This window comes from Azospirillum melinis, assembly GCF_013340935.1.
Lineage (GTDB): Bacteria > Pseudomonadota > Alphaproteobacteria > Azospirillales > Azospirillaceae > Azospirillum > Azospirillum melinis.
Genome location: NZ_WHOS01000005.1, coordinates 51,844 through 68,142, shown reverse-complemented (window position 1 = coordinate 68,142; position 16,299 = coordinate 51,844). Strand labels below are relative to the sequence as shown.

Genomic DNA, 16,299 nt, shown 5'->3' with positions numbered 1-16,299 from the left:
CCTCTCGATGGCTGTCCATGGCCCGTTAGCGGGCTCTGATAAGCCTGTTATACAGTGTTTCACTCAGACGCGGACCAGATGGACCTCCGTCACCGGCTTCTTGCCGTGGGACGCATTGAAGCAGCGGCGCACGGCGATCCGTGCCGCCTCCTTCACCTGGGCGTCGTCGGCGCGCGCCGACTTGGGCAGCATCGCCACCGACTCGCGCACCGCATCGACCACGTCCAGCAGCAGGTCGCGGTCGGTCGCTTCGTCGATCAGCCCCATCACCGCCACCTGCGGCGCGGTCATCAGTTCGCCCGTCGCGCTCATCACCAGCGTCACCACGGCGGCCCCGTTGTTCACCATCCGGTTGCGCGCCCGCATCATGCCGGTGTCGAGCGGCACCAGACGCTTGCCGTCCACCGCCATGCGCCCGGCCCGGACATGGGCCACCACGCGGGCACCTTCCGCCCCGTCGAGGCGGAGGACCTCGCCGTTGGCGGGCACAATGCTGTGGGCGACCTGGCAATTCTCCGCCAGGGCCGCATGGGCCTGCTGGTGGCGCTGCTCGCCATGGACCGGCACGGCGATGCGCGGGCGCACCCACTGGTACATGCGCACCAGCTCGTCGCGCGCCGGGTGGCCGGACACATGGACCGACGCCTCGTCCGCCGTCACCAGCTCGACGCCCTGGGTGACGAGCTGGTTCTGCATACGGCCGATGGCGCGCTCGTTGCCCGGAATCTCGCGAGAGGAGAAGATCACCACGTCACCGCGCGACAGCGTCACCTGCGGATGGTCATTGGCGGCGATGCGGGCAAGGGCGGAGCGCGGCTCGCCCTGGCTGCCGGTGCAGATCAGCACCAGCTTTTCCCGCGGCAGATAGCTGGCGTCATGCTCCGACAGGAATTTCGGCACGTCGGCCAGATAGCCGGTGGCCCGCGCCGCCTCGTTGATGCGCCACAGCGACCGGCCGACCAGCGCCACATGGCGGTCATGCGCGGCGGCGGCGGCGGCGATGCTCTCCAGCCGCGCCACGTTGGTGGCGAAGCAGCTGACGGCGATGCGGCGGTCGCGGTAGCGGCCGAACAGCTCCATCAGCGCGTCACGGACGGTCGCCTCCGATCCGGACGCGCCGGGCACCAGAGCATTGGTGCTGTCGCCGACCAGCGCCAGTACCCCCTCGTCACCGATGGCGCGCAGCCGTTCCTCGTCCGCCGTCTCGCCGACCAGCGGATCGGGGTCGAGCTTCCAGTCGCCGGTGTGCAGGATGGTCCCGGCCGAGGTGCGGATGGCGAGCGCGTTCGGTTCGGGGATCGAATGCGTCATGGTGACATATTCGACGGAGAAGGGACCGACCTCCACCGTGCCGCCCAGCGGAATCTCGTGGATCGGCACCGTGCTGCTCAGGCCCTTCTCATGCAGCTTGGCACGCAGGAAGGCCGCGGTGAAGGGCGTGCAATAGACGGGGCAGCGCAGTTCCGGCCACAGATACTGGACGGCACCCAGATGGTCCTCATGCGCGTGGGTCAGCACGAGCCCGACCAGATCGTTGCGCCGCGCCGCGATGAAGGCCGGATCGGGCATGATGACATCGAGCCCGGGCATGGTGTCGTCGGCGAAGGAGATGCCGAGATCCACCATCAGCCATTTGCCCTGATGGCAGTAGAGGTTGAGGTTCATCCCGATCTCGCCGGATCCGCCGAGCGGGAGGAAATACAATGCGCCATCCTCCGGAACGAAGGTGTCCGCCGGGGCTTCGGACAGTCCGGCGGCGGTCTTGGAGGATTGTGTCATTGGACCGTGTTGCGCTTGTGGATCAGGAGGAGACCGCGGAGCGTCAGCTCGTTGTCGGTGTGTTCGATGACATGGGTGGCCTTGGCGAAAAGAACAGCCAACCCACCGGTGGCGACCACCCGCATCGGTTCGCCGTACTCCGCTCGGATGCGGGAGACCAGCCCTTCGATCAGGCCGACATAGCCCCAGAAGATGCCGGACTGCATGCAGGCGATGGTGTTCCTGCCGATCACCTCGGCCGGCGGTTGGATTTCGACGCGCGGCAGCTTGGAGGCTGCCATCTGCAGCGCCTCCAGCGACAGGTTCAGCCCCGGCGCGATCACGCCACCGCGGTAATTGCCCTCGGCATCCACCACGTCGAAGGTGGTCGCCGTGCCGAAATCGATGACGATCAGCGGCGTCTTGTAGGTCGCGGCGGCTGCCACCGTGTTGACCAGCCGGTCGGCACCGACCTCCTCCGGACGGTCGACCAGCGCCTTGGCCCCCAGATCGACGCCGGGCTGGCCGACTATCACCGGCTCGCAGCCGAAATGGTCCTTGCACAGCCGCTTCAGGTTGAAGGTTGCGCCGGGCACCACGCTTGCGATGATCGCGCCATGGATGTCGACCGGCTTCAGCCCCTTCAGCGCCATCAGGTGGGTCAGCCAAACCATGTATTCGTCGGAGGTGCGCTTGGGATCGGTCGCCGTGCGCCAGATGCCGCGCTGGCGGTCACCGTCATAGATGGCGAACACCACATTCGTGTTTCCGGCGTCGATCGCGAGCAGCATGGCAAAATCCTGAAGGCGGTGAGCGTTTGAAATCGGCGGCGGAGGCTCAGGAGTCTGGTGGTCAGGGGTCTGCGGGTGGCGGCGCGAAGAACACGTCGCCGGCAGCGATCCGCTGGCGCGGTCCGCCGTCCGTTGGATCAAGCAACAGAACGCCGTCGCTGTCCAGATCGGCGAAGGTGCCGGGGATCGTCCGATCGGCCAGCCTGACCAGGATCGGCCCGCCCAACCCCTTGGCCCGTGACATCCACGCATCGCGCACGGGACCGAAACCATGGGCACGCCAGCGGCCATACCAAGCCGCCAGATGCTCCGCATAGACCTCCAGCAGTGCCCCGGAGCCCATGGGCGGAGCGCCTTCGGCGATCAGGGAGGTGGCACCATAATCGGCGGTGGGGGGAAAATGCCGCAGGTTGATGCCCACGCCCAGCACCACCCAGGCGACCTTGCCGTCGGGCGCCGGCTCCGACTCGAGGAGGATGCCGGACAGCTTGCGGTCATGCACCAGCACGTCGTTCGGCCATTTGCAGCGGACGCCGCCGGGATCGGGCAGCACCGATTCGGCGGTTTCGGCAATGGCGAGCGCGGCGACGAACGAGACTTGGGCGGCTTCCGCGGGAGGCAGGCCGGGCCGCAGGATGGTCGTGCTGTAAAGGTTGCCTTCCGGGGAGGTCCAGGCCCGGCCCCGGCGGCCCCGGCCGCTCTCCTGGCGGCGCGCCCAGACGACGGTGCCTTCAGGTGCCCCGGAACGCGACAAGGCCTTCGCCTCGTCGTTCGTGCTGCCGACGGAGTCGAAGGCCTTGACCTGGAAGCCCGGAGGCAGGCGCAGACGCGCCGCCTCCGCTTCGAGCGATGATGTCATCGGTCGGATATCACCCGGCGAACAGAGCCGCCGCGGCAGCCGCCGCACCGTTCAGGATCGGCGCCGGAGCGACGAAGAACAGAAGGGTGAACAGGCTGGTCAGGACCAGGACGCCGGTCATGCCGTCATCATCGACCTTGTCGACCACCACCGCGGGCTCATCGAAATACATGATCTTGATGATGCGCAGATAGTAGAAGGCACCCACGACGCTGGTCAGCACGCCGACCACGGCCAGTGTGTATTCCTGGGCGGCGACGGCAGCCAGGAAGACGTAGAGCTTGCCGAAGAAGCCGGCCATCGGCGGGATGCCGGCCATGGAGAACATGAAGATCGCCATGGTCGCGGCCAGCATCGGGTTGGTCTTGGACAGGCCGGAGAAGTCCTTGATCTCCTCCAGCATCTGGCCCTTGGCCTTCATGCTGAGGATGACGGCGAAGGCGCCGATGTTCATGGCGATGTAAAGCGCCATGTAGATCAGCACGCCGCGCACGCCGTCCTGCGTGCCGGTGGTCAGGCCCACCAGCGCGTAGCCGACATGGCCGATGGAGCTGTAGGCCATCAGGCGCTTGATGTTGGTCTGCATGATGGCGACGAAGGAACCGATCACCATCGACAGGATGGCGGTCGCCACCAGAACCTGATGCCACTGGGCGGCGAGATGGCCGAACGGCTCCATCACCACGCGGGTCAGCAGGGCAATGGCCGCAACCTTCGGCGCCGCCGCGAAGAAAGCGGTCACCGGGGTCGGCGCACCTTCATACACGTCCGGCGTCCACATGTGGAACGGAGCGGCCGAGACCTTGAAGGCCAGACCGGCCATCACGAACACCAGACCGATCACCAGACCCGGCGAGACATGGGCGCCGCCGGCGAACAGGGCGGCCACCTTGTCGAAGGAGGTCGTGCCGGCAAAGCCGTAGACCAGCGAAGCACCGTACAGCAGCATGCCCGAGGAGAGCGAGCCGAGGACGAAGTACTTCAGGCCGGCTTCCGACGACTTGCCGCTGTCGCGGCGGAAGGCGGCGATGACGTAGAGCGCGAGGCTCTGCGTCTCCAGCCCGACATACAGCGAGATGAAGTCGTTGGCCGAGATCATCATCAGCATGCCGAGCGTGGCAAAGATCATCAGCACCGGGAACTCGAAGCGGGCCATCTGCTCCCGCTCGTTGAAGCCCAGCCCGAGGATCACCGCGAAGGCAGCGGAGACCAGCACCAGCACCTTCATGAAGACGCCGAAGGCGTCCATCACGAACATGCCGTTGAAGGTAACGACACGGCCGCTGCCGTAGCCCATCGCCAGGATGGCGGCGAGCAGCATGCAGACGATCGACAGGTAGGAGACGGGACGGGTGAAGCCGTCGCCGCGGAACACGCCCAGCATCAGCAGGGCAACGCCCGAGAGCGCCAGGAAGATCTCCGGCAGGGCCGGCCAGATGTCGGGAAACACTGCGGTCATGTCGAAGAACCCCTTACCGAGCGGCGACCGAGACACCGGACGCGGCGTGCGACGCGGCCAGCTTGGTCTGGTAGGTCTGGATCAGCTGCTCGACCGATGCCGAGGTGACGTTCAGGAAGCTGCTGGGATAGATGCCCATCCACAGGACGACGGCGATCAACGGCACGAACACCGCGATCTCGCGCGGGGTCATGTCGAACATCGCCTTGACGTCCGGCTTGGTCAGCTTGCCGTAGACGACGCGGCGGTACAGCCACAGCGCATAGGCAGCACCCAGCACCATGCCGGTGGCGGCGAGGGCGGCAACCCAGGTGTTGTCGCGGAAGACGCCCATCAACACCAGGAACTCGCCGACGAAGCCGGCAGTGCCCGGCAGGCCGACCGAAGCCATGGTCATGAACAGGAAGACCACCGCGTATTTCGGCATGTTCTTCACGAGGCCACCGTAGCGGGCGATCTCGCGGGTGTGCAATCGGTCATAGACGACGCCGACGCACAGGAACAACGCACCCGACACGACGCCGTGCGACAGCATCTGGAACACCGAGCCTTCGATGCCCTGCTGGTTCAGCGCGAACATGCCGATGGTGACGAAGCCCATGTGGGCGACCGAAGAGTAGGCGATCAGCTTCTTCATGTCCTCCTGGGCGAGGGCGACCAGCGAAGTATAGATCACGGCGACGACCGACAGGGTGTAGATCAGCGGCGCGAAATACTCGGTGGCTTCCGGCAGGATCGGAATGTTGAAGCGCAGGAAGCCGTAACCGCCCATCTTCAGCAGCACGCCGGCCAGGATGACCGAACCGGCGGTCGGCGCCTCGACGTGGGCATCCGGCAGCCAGGTGTGGACCGGCCACATCGGCACCTTCACCGCGAAGGAGGCGAAGAACGCCAGCCACAGCCACAGCTGCATGTTGCGCGGGAACTGGGTGGCGGTGATGGTCGGGATGTCGGTGGTGCCGGCCACATAATACATGGCCAGGATCGCCAGCAGCATCAGGACCGAGCCGAGCAGCGTGTAGAGGAAGAACTTGAAGGCGGCATAGACGCGGCGCGGGCCGCCCCAGATGCCGATGATCAGGAACATCGGGATCAGGACGCCTTCGAAGAACATGTAGAACAGAACGAAGTCCAGCGCGCAGAACATCCCGATCATCAGGGTTTCCAGCGCGAGGAAGGCGATCATGTATTCCTTCAGGCGGACCTGAACCGACTCCCAGCTCGCCAGGATGCACAGCGGCATCAGGAAGCCGGCCAGGACGACGAACAGCACCGAGATGCCGTCGACGCCCATGTGGTAGTTGATGCCGAACTCAGGAATCCAGCCCGCCTTCTCGACCATCTGGTAGCCGGGATTGCGCGGATCGAAGTTGGCCCAGACCAGCAAGGTCAGGACGAAGGTGACGAGGGTCGTCCACAGCGAGATGTACCGCACGTTCCGCAGCACGTCCGGGGTGTTGCCCCGGCAGAACAGCAGGATCAGCGCGACGCCCACGAGCGGCAGGAAGGTCGCGAACGACAGGATCGGCCAGCTAGCCATTGTTGTTGTTCTCCTTCGAAACCGCTCAGCCGAAGACCGACAGCCAGGCGACGAACAGGACGACCCCGATCACCATGGCAAAGGCGTAGTGATAGACGTACCCCGACTGCAGCCGGCTGGTGCGTGCCGCGATGTCGCGGGTGGCGGCGGCAACGCCGTCCGGACCCACACCGTCGATCACCGCCCCGTCGCCCGACTTCCACAGGCCGTAGCCCAGGGCCTTGGCCGGACGGGTGAACAGCGCGTCATACAGCTCGTCGAAATACCACTTGTTGTAGAGGAACTTGTGGATGCCGCTGAAGGTGCTGGCGATCCGGCCCGGCAGGCGCGGCATCATCACATAGCCGATGTAGGCCATGGCGATACCGATCAGGCCGACGACGAGCGGAGCGATGGCAACCCAGCCCGGGGTGTGGTGATGCGCCGCCTCGATGGCGTCGTGGCCGTGCAAGGTCATGATCGCCTTGCCCCAGAACTCCGCACGGTCGTGGCCGATGAAATACTCGTGGAAGCCGACACCGGCGAACAGCGCGCCCAGCGTCAGGACCGCCAGCGGGACCAGCATGACGACCGGCGACTCATGGGCGTGGTCGTAGACTTCCTTGTCCATCCGCGGCGTGCCGTGGAAGGTCATGAACAGCAGGCGCCAGGAGTAGAAGGCGGTCAGCAGGGCCGCCGCGATGCCAAGGGCGAAGGCGAAGCGCCCCACCCCGCTGCCCGATGCGAAAGCCGCCTCCAGGATCATGTCCTTGGAATAGTAGCCGGCAAAGAAGGGCAGACCGGCGAGCGCCAGGTTGCCGATCCACATCACCGCGTAGGTGAAGGGGATCTTGCGCCAGACGCCGCCCATCTTGCGCATGTCCTGCTCATGGTGCAGGGCATGGATGACCGAGCCGGCGCCGAGGAACAGCAGGGCCTTGAAGAAGGCGTGCGTGAACAGGTGGAACATGGCGGCGCCGTAGGCGGAGACGCCGGCGGCGAAGAACATGTAGCCGAGCTGCGACATCGTCGAATAGGCGATGACGCGCTTGATGTCGAACTGGGTGAAGCCGATGGTCGCCGCGACGAAGGCGGTCAGACCGCCGACCACCGTCACCACTTCGAGCGCCGTCGGGGCGTATTCGAAGACCGGGGACAGACGGCAGACCATGAAGACGCCGGCGGTGACCATGGTGGCGGCGTGGATGAGCGCCGACACCGGGGTCGGGCCCTCCATGGCGTCCGGCAGCCAGGTGTGCAGGCCGAGCTGGGCCGACTTGCCCATCGCGCCCATGAACAGCAGCAGGCAGGCGATGGTCAGGCCATTGAAGTCCCAGCTGAGGAAATGCAGCGTCTGGCCGGTCAGCGTCGGGGCCTTGGCGAAGATCGCATCGAACTGGACCGAGCCGGTCAGCACGAAGATCGCGAAGATGCCGAGCGCGAAGCCGAAGTCGCCGACGCGGTTGACCAGGAAGGCCTTCATCGCGGCAGCGTTGGCCGAGGGCTTCTCGTACCAGAAGTTGATCAGCAGGTAGGAGGCCAGACCGACGCCCTCCCAGCCGAAGAACAGCTGGACCAGGTTGTCCGCCGTCACCAGCATCAGCATGGCGAAGGTGAACAGCGACAGGTAGCCCATGAAGCGCGGCTTCTGCGGATCCTCGGCCATGTAGCCGATGGAATAGACGTGCACGCAGGCCGAGACGGTGTTGACGACGATCAGCATCACCGCGGTGAGCTGGTCGACGCGCAGCGCCCACTTCACGTCGAGCGTGCCGCTCTGGATCCAGGTCATCAGCTCGATCGTGCGCGGATGGCCGTGCACGGCGACGTCGAAGAACAGGGTCCAGGACAGGATCGCCGAGACGATGACGGCGCCCGCGGTCACGAACTGCGAGACGCGGTCGCCCACGGTCGGCGGGCCGGCGACGACATGGTGGTCGTCGTGGGCATCGTCGTGCGCGTGGTTCAGCTCATCGTGCGAGATGTGGTGGGCATGATCGTCATGGGCATGGGCGATCTGGGCGTGCCCGTGATCGTCATGGCCATGACCGTGGCTTCCGTGACCCGCAGCCGCCGGCTCGGCCTTCGGCCCGCCGAACAGCGCGATCGATCCGGCGACGAGGAACGCCAGGAGCGGAAGGAATACGACTAGCACTTCCATGGCGCCGCCTCAGCCCTTCATCATGTTGATGTCTTCGACTCGGATCGAGCCGCGGTTGCGGAAGTAGACCACCAGGATGGCGAGGCCGATGGCCGCCTCGGCGGCGGCGACGGTCAGGATGATCATGGCGAAGATCTGGCCGACCAGATCATGCAGGAAGGTCGAGAAGGCGACGAGGTTCAGGTTCACCGCCAGCAGCATCATCTCGATCGACATCAGGATGATGATGACGTTCTTCCGGTTCAGGAAGATGCCCAGCACACCCAGCGTGAAGATGATGGCCGAGACCGTCAGGTAATGTCCGAGACCGATCTCCATGATCACACGCCCTCCCCGGTCGAGACCTTGCGGATGGCGACCACGTCTTCCCGGCGACGGGCGATCTGGGCGCCGACATTCTGTTTGCGCACGCCGGGACGGTGCCGCAGCGTCAGCACGATGGCGCCGATCATGGCGATCAGCAGAACGATGCCCGATGCCTGGAACAGGTAGACGTACTGCGTGTACATCAGCCGGCCCAGCGCCTGGGTGTTCGACACCTGATCGAAGGCCGGGGTCGGCGCGCCGGCGATGGCGGCGACGTTCGGAGCGACGATCCAGCCGCCGAGCACTGCAGCCAGTTCGGCCAGCAGGATCAGCCCGACCAGCGCGCCAAGCGGCAGCGCTTCCATCGCGCCCTTGCGCAGCTCGCGGAAGTTGATGTCGAGCATCATCACCACGAACAGGAACAGCACGGCGACAGCGCCGACATAGACGATGATCAGGATCATCGCGATGAACTCAGCCCCCATCAGGAGGCAGAGACCGGCCGCCTGGAAGAAGGCGAGGATCAGGAAAAGGACGGAGTGAACGGGGTTCCGCGCCGAGATGACCATCACACCGGAGGCCACCAGCAGCGCGGCGAACACGTAGAAGGCGATGCCTTGGAGTATCATCGTTTTTCTCGCTTCCGCTTACCGGTAAGGAGCCTCGGCCGCGAGGTTCTGGGCGATTTCCGCCTCCCAGCGGTCGCCGTTCGCCAGCAGCTTCTGCTTGTTGTAGAAGAGCTCTTCCCGGGATTCGGTGGAGAACTCGAAGTTCGGCCCCATGACCACCGCGTCGACCGGGCAGGCTTCCTGGCACAGGCCGCAGTAGATGCACTTGGTCATGTCGATGTCGTAGCGCGTGGTGCGGCGGCTGCCGTCGTCACGCGGTTCGGCCTCGATGGTGATGGCGAGAGCCGGGCACACCGCTTCGCACAGCTTGCACGCGATGCAGCGCTCCTCGCCGCTCGCATAGCGGCGGAGCACATGCTCGCCGCGGAAGCGCGAGCTGATGGGGCCCTTCTCATAGGGGTAGTTCAGCGTGACCTTGGGCTTGAACATGTAGCGCAAGGTCAGCGCCATGCCGCCCAGCAGCTCGGTCAGGAACAGGCTGCGCGCCGCGCGGTCGAGGAACGCCATGGCCTCTTCGTCTCCTTCCTCGCCGGCGGCCGCTCCCGTTTGATGGGTTGGCTCGCCGGCACTCAAATCGACACGTCAATGGTGGGTTCGGTGCAGGCTGGCTTTGCGGCGATGCCGCTTACTTCGGCAGCCAGCCGAAGGTCACCAGGACGCCGGCGGTCAGCACGACCCAGAACAGCGACAGGGGCAGGAAGACCTTCCAACCCAGCCGCATCAGCTGGTCGTAGCGGTAGCGCGGCACGGTGGCGCGAACCCAGACGTAGGTGAACAGGCAGAACGCGATCTTCAGCGCGAACCACACGATGCCCGGCACCCAGGTGAAGGGCGCGAAGGGCAGCGGGGGCAGCCAGCCGCCGAGGAACAGGATGCTCGTCATCGCGCTCATCAGGATCATGTTGGCGTATTCGCCAAGGAAGAAGAGCGCGAAGGGGGCCGAGCTGTACTCCACCATGAAGCCGGCAACCAGCTCCGACTCGCCTTCCGGCAGGTCGAAGGGGGCGCGGTTGGTTTCCGCGAGCGCCGAGATGAAGAACATCACGAACATCGGCAGCAGCGGGATGCAGAACCAGACCTTCTCCTGGGCCCGAACGATGTCGGTCAGGTTCAGCGAGCCGACGCACAGCAGCACGGAGATGATGATGAGGCCCATCGAGACCTCATAGGACACCATCTGCGCCGCGGAGCGCAGCGCGCCGAGGAAGGCGTAGCGCGAGTTCGAGGCCCAGCCGGCCATCACGATGCCGTAGACGCCCAGCGAGGAGATCGCGAACAGGTACAGCACGCCGACGTTGATGTTGGACAGCACCACCCCGTAGTCGAACGGGATGACCGCCCAGGCGATCAGCGCCAGGAAGAAGGTCAGCATCGGCGCGACGTAGAACACGACGCGGTTGGCGCCTTCCGGCAGGATCTGCTCCTTGGCGAACAGCTTCAGGCCGTCGGCAAAGGGCTGCATCAGGCCGAAGGGGCCGACGATGCTCGGACCCTGGCGCATCTGCATCGCACCCATGATCTTGCGCTCGGCATAGGTCATGAAGGCGACGGCGACCAGCAGCGGCACGGTAATCGCCAGGATCTGCAGGACCATAATGATCAGCGGCAGGAGAAAGCCGCTCCAGAACTCAGCCATGGGTGCCAGTCCTCTCCTGAGCAGGGCCCACCAGCGCTTCCGTGCAGTTGGCCATCGTCACCGACGCCCGGCTGATCGGGTCGGTCATGTAGAAGTTGGTGATCGGCGTCACGAAGGGGGCGGCGTCCACCGGACCCTGCGCGCCGAACGGCGCCCAGCTGGCCGGGGTCATCTCGCCGACCGCACCGAAGATCGGGTTCGCCGCCATCAGCCGCTGACGCAGCTGGCCGTGGGTGTCGAAGGGCAGCGTGGTGCCCAGGACTTCCGACAGGGCGCGGACGATCTTCCAGTCCTCGCGCGCTTCGCCCGGCGGGAAGACCGCGAGTCGGGCGAGCTGCGGACGGCCTTCGGTGTTGACGTAGACCGCGTTCTTCTCGGTGTAGGCGGCACCCGGCAGGATGACGTCGGCGCGGTGGGCGCCGGCATCGCCGTGATGGCCCTGATAGACGACGAAGGCATTGCCCAGCTTGGCCATGTCGATCTCGTCGGCACCCAGCAGGTAGACGAAGTCGATCTCGCCCTTCGACGCACCGTCGAGAATGCCATGGATGTCTCGGCCGCCCTCGCCCGGCAGGAAGCCGGCCTCGATGCCGCCGACCCGCGCCGCGGCGGTGTGCAGCACGTTGAAGCCGTTCCAGTCGTCGCGGAACATGCCGTAGACCTCGCCGACCAGACGGGCGGCGGCCTGGACCGCGAGACCGTCGGCGCGCTGGAAGGCCCCCATGCCGACGATGATCATCGGGTTCTTGGCGGCGCGCAGCGTCTCGGAGAACGGGTGGCTGCCGTCGACCAGCTGCTGCAGCGTGTCCGGACCAGTGCCGATCACGCTGTAGGGATAGGTCAGGTCACGCTGCTCGCCGATGGAGGCAATGGTGACGCCGCCGGCCATATAGCGCTTGCGGATGCGGGCGTTGACCAGCGTGCCTTCCCAGCGCGGGTTGGTGCCGACCAGCAGAATGACGTCGGCCTTCTCGATGCCGGCGATGCCCGAGTTGAACAGGTAGCCGGCCCGCACCGAAGTGTCGAACCGGGCGCCGTCCTGGCGGCAATCCAGGTTGGCCGAGCCGAGCCGCGACAGCAGCTCCTTCAGCGCGAACTGCGCCTCGACATCGACCAGATCGCCGGCGATGGCGGCGACACGGTTGCCGGACAGGCCCTTCAGGCGCGCCGCGATGGCGGTGAAGGCCTCGGCCCAGCTGGCCGGGACCAGCTTGCCGTTCTGGCGGATGTAGGGGCGGTCCAGACGCTGGCGCTTCAGACCGTCATACGAGTAGCGGCTCTTGTCGTTCAGCCACTCCTCGTTGATGTCGTCGTTGACGCGCGGCAGGACGCGCATCACTTCGGGCCCACGGGCGTCGACGCGGATGTTCGAGCCGACGGCGTCGAGGACGTCGATGGTCTCGGTCTTGCGCAGCTCCCACGGGCGCGCCGTGAAGGCGTAGGGCTTGTGGGTCAGCGCGCCGACCGGGCAGACGTCGGCGAGGTTGCCCGACAGCTCCGAGCCGATGGCCTTCTCGACGAAGGTGGTGATCTCCATGTGCTCGCCGCGATAGACGGCGCCGACATCGGGAACACCGGCCACTTCGTTGATGAAGCGGATGCAGCGGGTGCAATGGATGCAACGGGTCATGATGGTCTTGATGACCGGACCCATATACTTGTCCTTGACCGCCCGCTTGTTCTCGCCGTAGCGGCCGCGATCGAAGCCATAGGCCATGGCCTGATCCTGCAGATCGCACTCGCCGCCCTGATCGCAGATCGGGCAATCCAGCGGGTGGTTGATCAGCAGGAACTCCATGACGCCCTTGCGGGCCTTCAGGACGGTCTCGCTGTTGGTGCGGACGACCATTCCGTCGCCGCAGGGCATGGCGCAGGACGCGACCGGCTTGGGCGCGCGCTCCATCTCCACGAGGCACATGCGGCAGTTGGCCGGCACGCTGAGACGCTCGTGGTAGCAGAAGCGCGGAATCTCGATCCCCAGCTGCTCGCAAGCCTGGAGGATCGAGGTGCCCGGCTCGACCTCGATCTCGATCCCGTCGATGGTGAGTTTCGGCATGGGAACGGGAACTCCTTACTCGGCCGCCAGCGGGGCGCTGTTGCGGTAGGCCTGGATGCGCCGCTCCACTTCCGGGCGGAAGTGGCGGAACAGGCCCTGGATCGGCCAGGCGGCAGCGTCGCCGAGCGCGCAGATGGTGTGGCCTTCGACCTGCTTGGTGACCTGCAGCAGCATGTCGATCTCTTCCATGCGCGCGTTGCCGGTGACCATGCGCTGCATGACGCGGCTCATCCAGCCGGTGCCTTCGCGGCAGGGCGTGCACTGGCCGCAGGACTCATGGGCATAGAAGGACGACAGGCGGGCGATGGCCTTCACGATGTCGGTGGACTTGTCCATCACGATCACCGCAGCGGTGCCGAGGCCCGACTGCACTTCGCGCAAGCTGTCGAAGTCCATCAGGACGGTGTCGCAGATCGACTTGGGCAGGACCGGGACCGACGAGCCGCCGGGAATGATGCCCAGCAGGTTGTCCCAGCCGCCGCGCACGCCGCCGGCATGCTTCTCGATCAGCTCCTTCAACGGGATGCCCATCTCCTCTTCCACGTTGCACGGCTTGTTGACGTGCCCGGAGATGCAGAAGAGCTTGGTGCCCGAGTTCTTCGGACGGCCGAGGCCGGCGAACCAGGAGGCTCCGCGGCGCAGGATGGTCGGGACGACGGCGATGGATTCGACGTTGTTCACCGTGGTCGGGCAGGAATAGAGACCGGCCTGGGCAGGGAACGGCGGCTTGTTGCGCGGTTGGCCCTTCTTGCCCTCGATGGACTCGATGAGCGCGGTTTCCTCGCCACAGATGTACGCGCCCGCACCGCGGTGGATGTAGACGTCGTAATCGTAGCCGGTGCCGCAGGCGTTCTTGCCGATCAGCCCCGCCGCATACGCCTCGTCGATGGCGCGCTGGACGTTGGAGCCCTCGTTGTAGAACTCGCCGCGGATGTAGATGTAGCAGGCGCTGGCGCCGATGGCGAAACCGGCGATCAGGCAGCCTTCGATCAGCTTGTGCGGATCGTGGCGCAGGATGTCGCGGTCCTTGCAGGTGCCGGGCTCGCCCTCGTCGGCGTTGATGACGAGGTAAACGGGCTTGTCGGTCACGTTCTTCGGCATGAAGGACCACTTCATGCCGGTCGAGAAGCCGGCGCCGCCACGGCCGCGCAGCCCCGATTCCTTCACCTGCTCGATGATCCACTCCCGGCCATTGGCCAGGATGGATGCCGTGTTGTCCCAGTCACCGCGCTTGCGGGCCCCGTCAAGACCGAAGTCCTGATAGCCGTAGAGGTTGGTGAAGATGCGGTCCTCATCGCGAAGCATCGCTGTCCCCTCCCCCTCAATCTTCCGCTTGCGCGGTGGAAAAGGCCTTCAGCGTCGTCGGGCCGCCGACCGGCTCCGAGGACTGACGGCCGGTCTGCGAACCGGGCTTCGGCGTCTCGCCGCGCGCCAGCGCGTCGAGGATGCGCTCCATATGCTCCGGGGCCACGTCTTCGTAGTAATCGTCACCGATCTGCACAACCGGCGCGTTGACGCAGGCACCCGAGCACTCGACCTCGCCCAGCGTGAACTGGCCGTCGGCCGTGGTCTCGCCCACCTCGATGCCGAGCTTCTTCTTGCAGGTGTGGACGATGTCGTCCGACCCGCGCAGCCAGCAGGGGGTGGTGGTGCAGACCTGGATGTGGTGCCGTCCGACCGGGTTCTTGTTGTACATCGTGTAGAAGGTCGCGACCTCGTACACGCGGATGCGCGGCATGCCGAGCAGGTCGGCCACGGCGTCCATGGCGACGCGCGGCAGCCAGCCACCGTTCTGGCGCTGGGCCACGTCCAGCAGCGGCATGCAGGCGCTGGCCTGCTTGCCCTGCGGATACTTGGCAATGATGCGCTTCGCCAGCTCCAGGTTTTCCTGGGTGAAGGTGAAGCTGGTCGGCTCGGCGTGGCCGTGATCGGAAGCGGGCGCGCTCATCGATCGATTTCTCCGAAAACGATGTCCATCGAGGCGATGTTGGCGACGGCGTCGGCCAGCATGTGACCCTTCGACATGAAGTCCAGGCCCTGAAGATGGGCAAAGCCCGGCGCGCGGATCTTGCAGCGGTAGGGCTTGTTGGTGCCGTCGGACACCAGATACACGCCAAACTCGCCCTTGGGCGCCTCGATGGCGGTGTAGGTCTCGCCGGCGGGAACGTGGAAACCCTCGGTGAAGAGCTTGAAGTGGTGGATCAGCGCTTCCATCGAGCGCTTCATCTCACCGCGCGGCGGTGGGGAGACCTTGCGGTCCTCGATCTTGTACGGACCGGCCGGCATCTCCTTGCAGCACTGGCGGATGATGCGCAGCGACTGCTTCATCTCCTCCATGCGGACCAGATAACGCGCCCAGCAATCGCCGGTCAGGCCGACCGGGACGTCGAACTCCATGCGGTCATAGACCTCGTAGGGCTGCGACTTGCGCAGATCCCAGGCGACGCCGGAGCCGCGCAGCATCGGACCGGTGAAGGCCCAGTCGAGCGCCTGTTCCTTGGTGACGATGCCGATGTCGACCGTGCGCTGCTTGAAGATGCGGTTCTCGGTCAGCAGACTCTCGAGGTCGTCCATGAACTTCGGAAAACGCTCGGTGAAGGCCCAGATGTCGTCGAGCAGACCGTCTGGAATGTCCCAGGCGACGCCGCCCGGCCGGAAATAGTTGGCGTGCAGGCGGGCACCCGACACGCGCTCGTAGAACTCCATGAGGATTTCGCGTTCCTCGAAGCCCCACAGCGCCGGGGTGATCGCGCCGACGTCCAGCGCACCGGTCGTGATCGACAGGATGTGGTTCAGGATGCGCGTGATTTCCGAGAACAGCACGCGGATGTACTGGGCACGCAGCGGCGCCTTGATCTGCAGCAGGTTCTCGATGCCGAGCACATAGGCGTGCTCCATGCACATCGGGCTGACATAGTCCAGGCGGTCGAAATACGGCACGGCCTGGATGTAGGTCTTGTACTCGATCAGCTTCTCGGTACCGCGGTGCAGCAGGCCGATGTGCGGATCGCAACGCTCCACCACCTCGCCGTTCAGCTCCATCACCAGACGGAGCACGCCGTGGGCGGCCGGATGCTGCGGCCCGAAATTCATCGTGTAGGGCTTGATCTGCGTCTTGGTCTCCG

At 65.7% G+C, this 16,299-nt stretch carries 14 protein-coding genes; all 14 read right to left on the bottom strand.

Translation table 11 applies throughout. The features are described from left to right. Positions 1-63 precede the first annotated feature (63 nt). The 14 genes from GBZ48_RS05980 to GBZ48_RS05915 all read right to left on the bottom strand — a co-directional run bounded on the left by GBZ48_RS05980 (position 64) and on the right by GBZ48_RS05915 (position 16,267). Positions 64-1,779 carry a ribonuclease J gene (locus GBZ48_RS05980; protein ID WP_246307004.1) on the bottom strand — a complete coding sequence of 572 codons (1,716 nt, stop codon included), beginning with the start codon at positions 1,777-1,779 and terminating at the stop codon, positions 64-66. Then, entirely contained in the window at positions 1,776-2,549 is a 774-nt protein-coding gene (locus GBZ48_RS05975) for a type III pantothenate kinase (RefSeq protein WP_098739374.1), read from the bottom strand. Before GBZ48_RS05975 ends, GBZ48_RS05980 begins: the two co-directional genes overlap by 4 nt. A 61-nt stretch (positions 2,550-2,610) precedes the next feature. Continuing rightward, positions 2,611-3,408 carry a biotin--[acetyl-CoA-carboxylase] ligase gene (locus GBZ48_RS05970; RefSeq protein ID WP_174470183.1) on the bottom strand — a complete coding sequence of 266 codons (798 nt, stop codon included), beginning with the start codon at positions 3,406-3,408 and terminating at the stop codon, positions 2,611-2,613. Positions 3,409-3,418: 10 nt separating this feature from the next. Next, positions 3,419-4,867, bottom strand: a complete 1,449-nt coding sequence (gene nuoN, locus GBZ48_RS05965; RefSeq protein WP_174470182.1) for an NADH-quinone oxidoreductase subunit NuoN — start codon at positions 4,865-4,867, stop codon at positions 3,419-3,421. Between the two features lie 13 nt (positions 4,868-4,880). Beyond that, a complete protein-coding gene (locus GBZ48_RS05960) occupies positions 4,881-6,407 on the bottom strand; it encodes an NADH-quinone oxidoreductase subunit M (RefSeq protein WP_109096498.1) in 1,527 nt (508 codons plus the stop codon). Positions 6,408-6,432: 25 nt separating this feature from the next. Further along, on the bottom strand, positions 6,433-8,547 hold the full coding sequence (gene nuoL, locus GBZ48_RS05955; protein WP_174470181.1) for an NADH-quinone oxidoreductase subunit L: 2,115 nt from the start codon (positions 8,545-8,547) through the stop codon (positions 6,433-6,435). Positions 8,548-8,556: 9 nt separating this feature from the next. Continuing rightward, entirely contained in the window at positions 8,557-8,865 is a 309-nt protein-coding gene (gene nuoK / locus GBZ48_RS05950) for an NADH-quinone oxidoreductase subunit NuoK (RefSeq protein ID WP_014248409.1), read from the bottom strand. 2 nt (positions 8,866-8,867) lie between these two features. After that, the gene (locus GBZ48_RS05945; RefSeq protein WP_109052070.1) at positions 8,868-9,482 is read right to left on the bottom strand and encodes an NADH-quinone oxidoreductase subunit J; all 615 of its coding nucleotides are present in this window, start codon (positions 9,480-9,482) and stop codon (positions 8,868-8,870) included. Positions 9,483-9,500: 18 nt separating this feature from the next. Further along, positions 9,501-9,989 (bottom strand): NADH-quinone oxidoreductase subunit NuoI, encoded by a 489-nt coding sequence (gene nuoI / locus GBZ48_RS05940; RefSeq protein ID WP_042693501.1) that lies wholly within the window; start codon positions 9,987-9,989, stop codon positions 9,501-9,503. A 118-nt stretch (positions 9,990-10,107) separates the two neighbouring features. Further along, a complete protein-coding gene (gene nuoH / locus GBZ48_RS05935; RefSeq protein ID WP_098739368.1) occupies positions 10,108-11,118 on the bottom strand; it encodes an NADH-quinone oxidoreductase subunit NuoH in 1,011 nt (336 codons plus the stop codon). Continuing rightward, positions 11,111-13,174 carry an NADH-quinone oxidoreductase subunit NuoG gene (nuoG, locus tag GBZ48_RS05930; protein WP_174470180.1) on the bottom strand — a complete coding sequence of 688 codons (2,064 nt, stop codon included), beginning with the start codon at positions 13,172-13,174 and terminating at the stop codon, positions 11,111-11,113. The genes nuoH and nuoG overlap by 8 nt, the downstream gene beginning before the upstream one ends. Before the next feature lie 15 nt (positions 13,175-13,189). Next, the gene (gene nuoF, locus GBZ48_RS05925; protein WP_174470179.1) at positions 13,190-14,479 is read right to left on the bottom strand and encodes an NADH-quinone oxidoreductase subunit NuoF; all 1,290 of its coding nucleotides are present in this window, start codon (positions 14,477-14,479) and stop codon (positions 13,190-13,192) included. Positions 14,480-14,495: 16 nt separating this feature from the next. Then, entirely contained in the window at positions 14,496-15,122 is a 627-nt protein-coding gene (gene nuoE / locus GBZ48_RS05920) for an NADH-quinone oxidoreductase subunit NuoE (RefSeq protein ID WP_174470178.1), read from the bottom strand. Further along, positions 15,119-16,267, bottom strand: a complete 1,149-nt coding sequence (locus GBZ48_RS05915) for an NADH-quinone oxidoreductase subunit D (RefSeq protein WP_244560922.1) — start codon at positions 16,265-16,267, stop codon at positions 15,119-15,121. The genes nuoE and GBZ48_RS05915 overlap by 4 nt, the downstream gene beginning before the upstream one ends. Positions 16,268-16,299 lie beyond the last annotated feature (32 nt).

What these genes read in the sequence shown, in the direction of transcription:
- GBZ48_RS05980 (WP_246307004.1), bottom strand. Translation starts at nt 1,779, where the DNA reads ATGACACAATCCTCCAAGACCGCCGCCGGACTGTCCGAAGCCCCGGCG.
- GBZ48_RS05975 (WP_098739374.1), bottom strand. Translation starts at nt 2,549, where the DNA reads ATGCTGCTCGCGATCGACGCCGGAAACACGAATGTGGTGTTCGCCATC.
- GBZ48_RS05970 (WP_174470183.1), bottom strand. Translation starts at nt 3,408, where the DNA reads ATGACATCATCGCTCGAAGCGGAGGCGGCGCGTCTGCGCCTGCCTCCG.
- nuoN (WP_174470182.1), bottom strand. Translation starts at nt 4,867, where the DNA reads ATGACCGCAGTGTTTCCCGACATCTGGCCGGCCCTGCCGGAGATCTTC.
- GBZ48_RS05960 (WP_109096498.1), bottom strand. Translation starts at nt 6,407, where the DNA reads ATGGCTAGCTGGCCGATCCTGTCGTTCGCGACCTTCCTGCCGCTCGTG.
- nuoL (WP_174470181.1), bottom strand. Translation starts at nt 8,547, where the DNA reads ATGGAAGTGCTAGTCGTATTCCTTCCGCTCCTGGCGTTCCTCGTCGCC.
- nuoK (WP_014248409.1), bottom strand. Translation starts at nt 8,865, where the DNA reads ATGGAGATCGGTCTCGGACATTACCTGACGGTCTCGGCCATCATCTTC.
- GBZ48_RS05945 (WP_109052070.1), bottom strand. Translation starts at nt 9,482, where the DNA reads ATGATACTCCAAGGCATCGCCTTCTACGTGTTCGCCGCGCTGCTGGTG.
- nuoI (WP_042693501.1), bottom strand. Translation starts at nt 9,989, where the DNA reads ATGGCGTTCCTCGACCGCGCGGCGCGCAGCCTGTTCCTGACCGAGCTG.
- nuoH (WP_098739368.1), bottom strand. Translation starts at nt 11,118, where the DNA reads ATGGCTGAGTTCTGGAGCGGCTTTCTCCTGCCGCTGATCATTATGGTC.
- nuoG (WP_174470180.1), bottom strand. Translation starts at nt 13,174, where the DNA reads ATGCCGAAACTCACCATCGACGGGATCGAGATCGAGGTCGAGCCGGGC.
- nuoF (WP_174470179.1), bottom strand. Translation starts at nt 14,479, where the DNA reads ATGCTTCGCGATGAGGACCGCATCTTCACCAACCTCTACGGCTATCAG.
- nuoE (WP_174470178.1), bottom strand. Translation starts at nt 15,122, where the DNA reads ATGAGCGCGCCCGCTTCCGATCACGGCCACGCCGAGCCGACCAGCTTC.
- GBZ48_RS05915 (WP_244560922.1), bottom strand. Translation starts at nt 16,267, where the DNA reads ATGAATTTCGGGCCGCAGCATCCGGCCGCCCACGGCGTGCTCCGTCTG.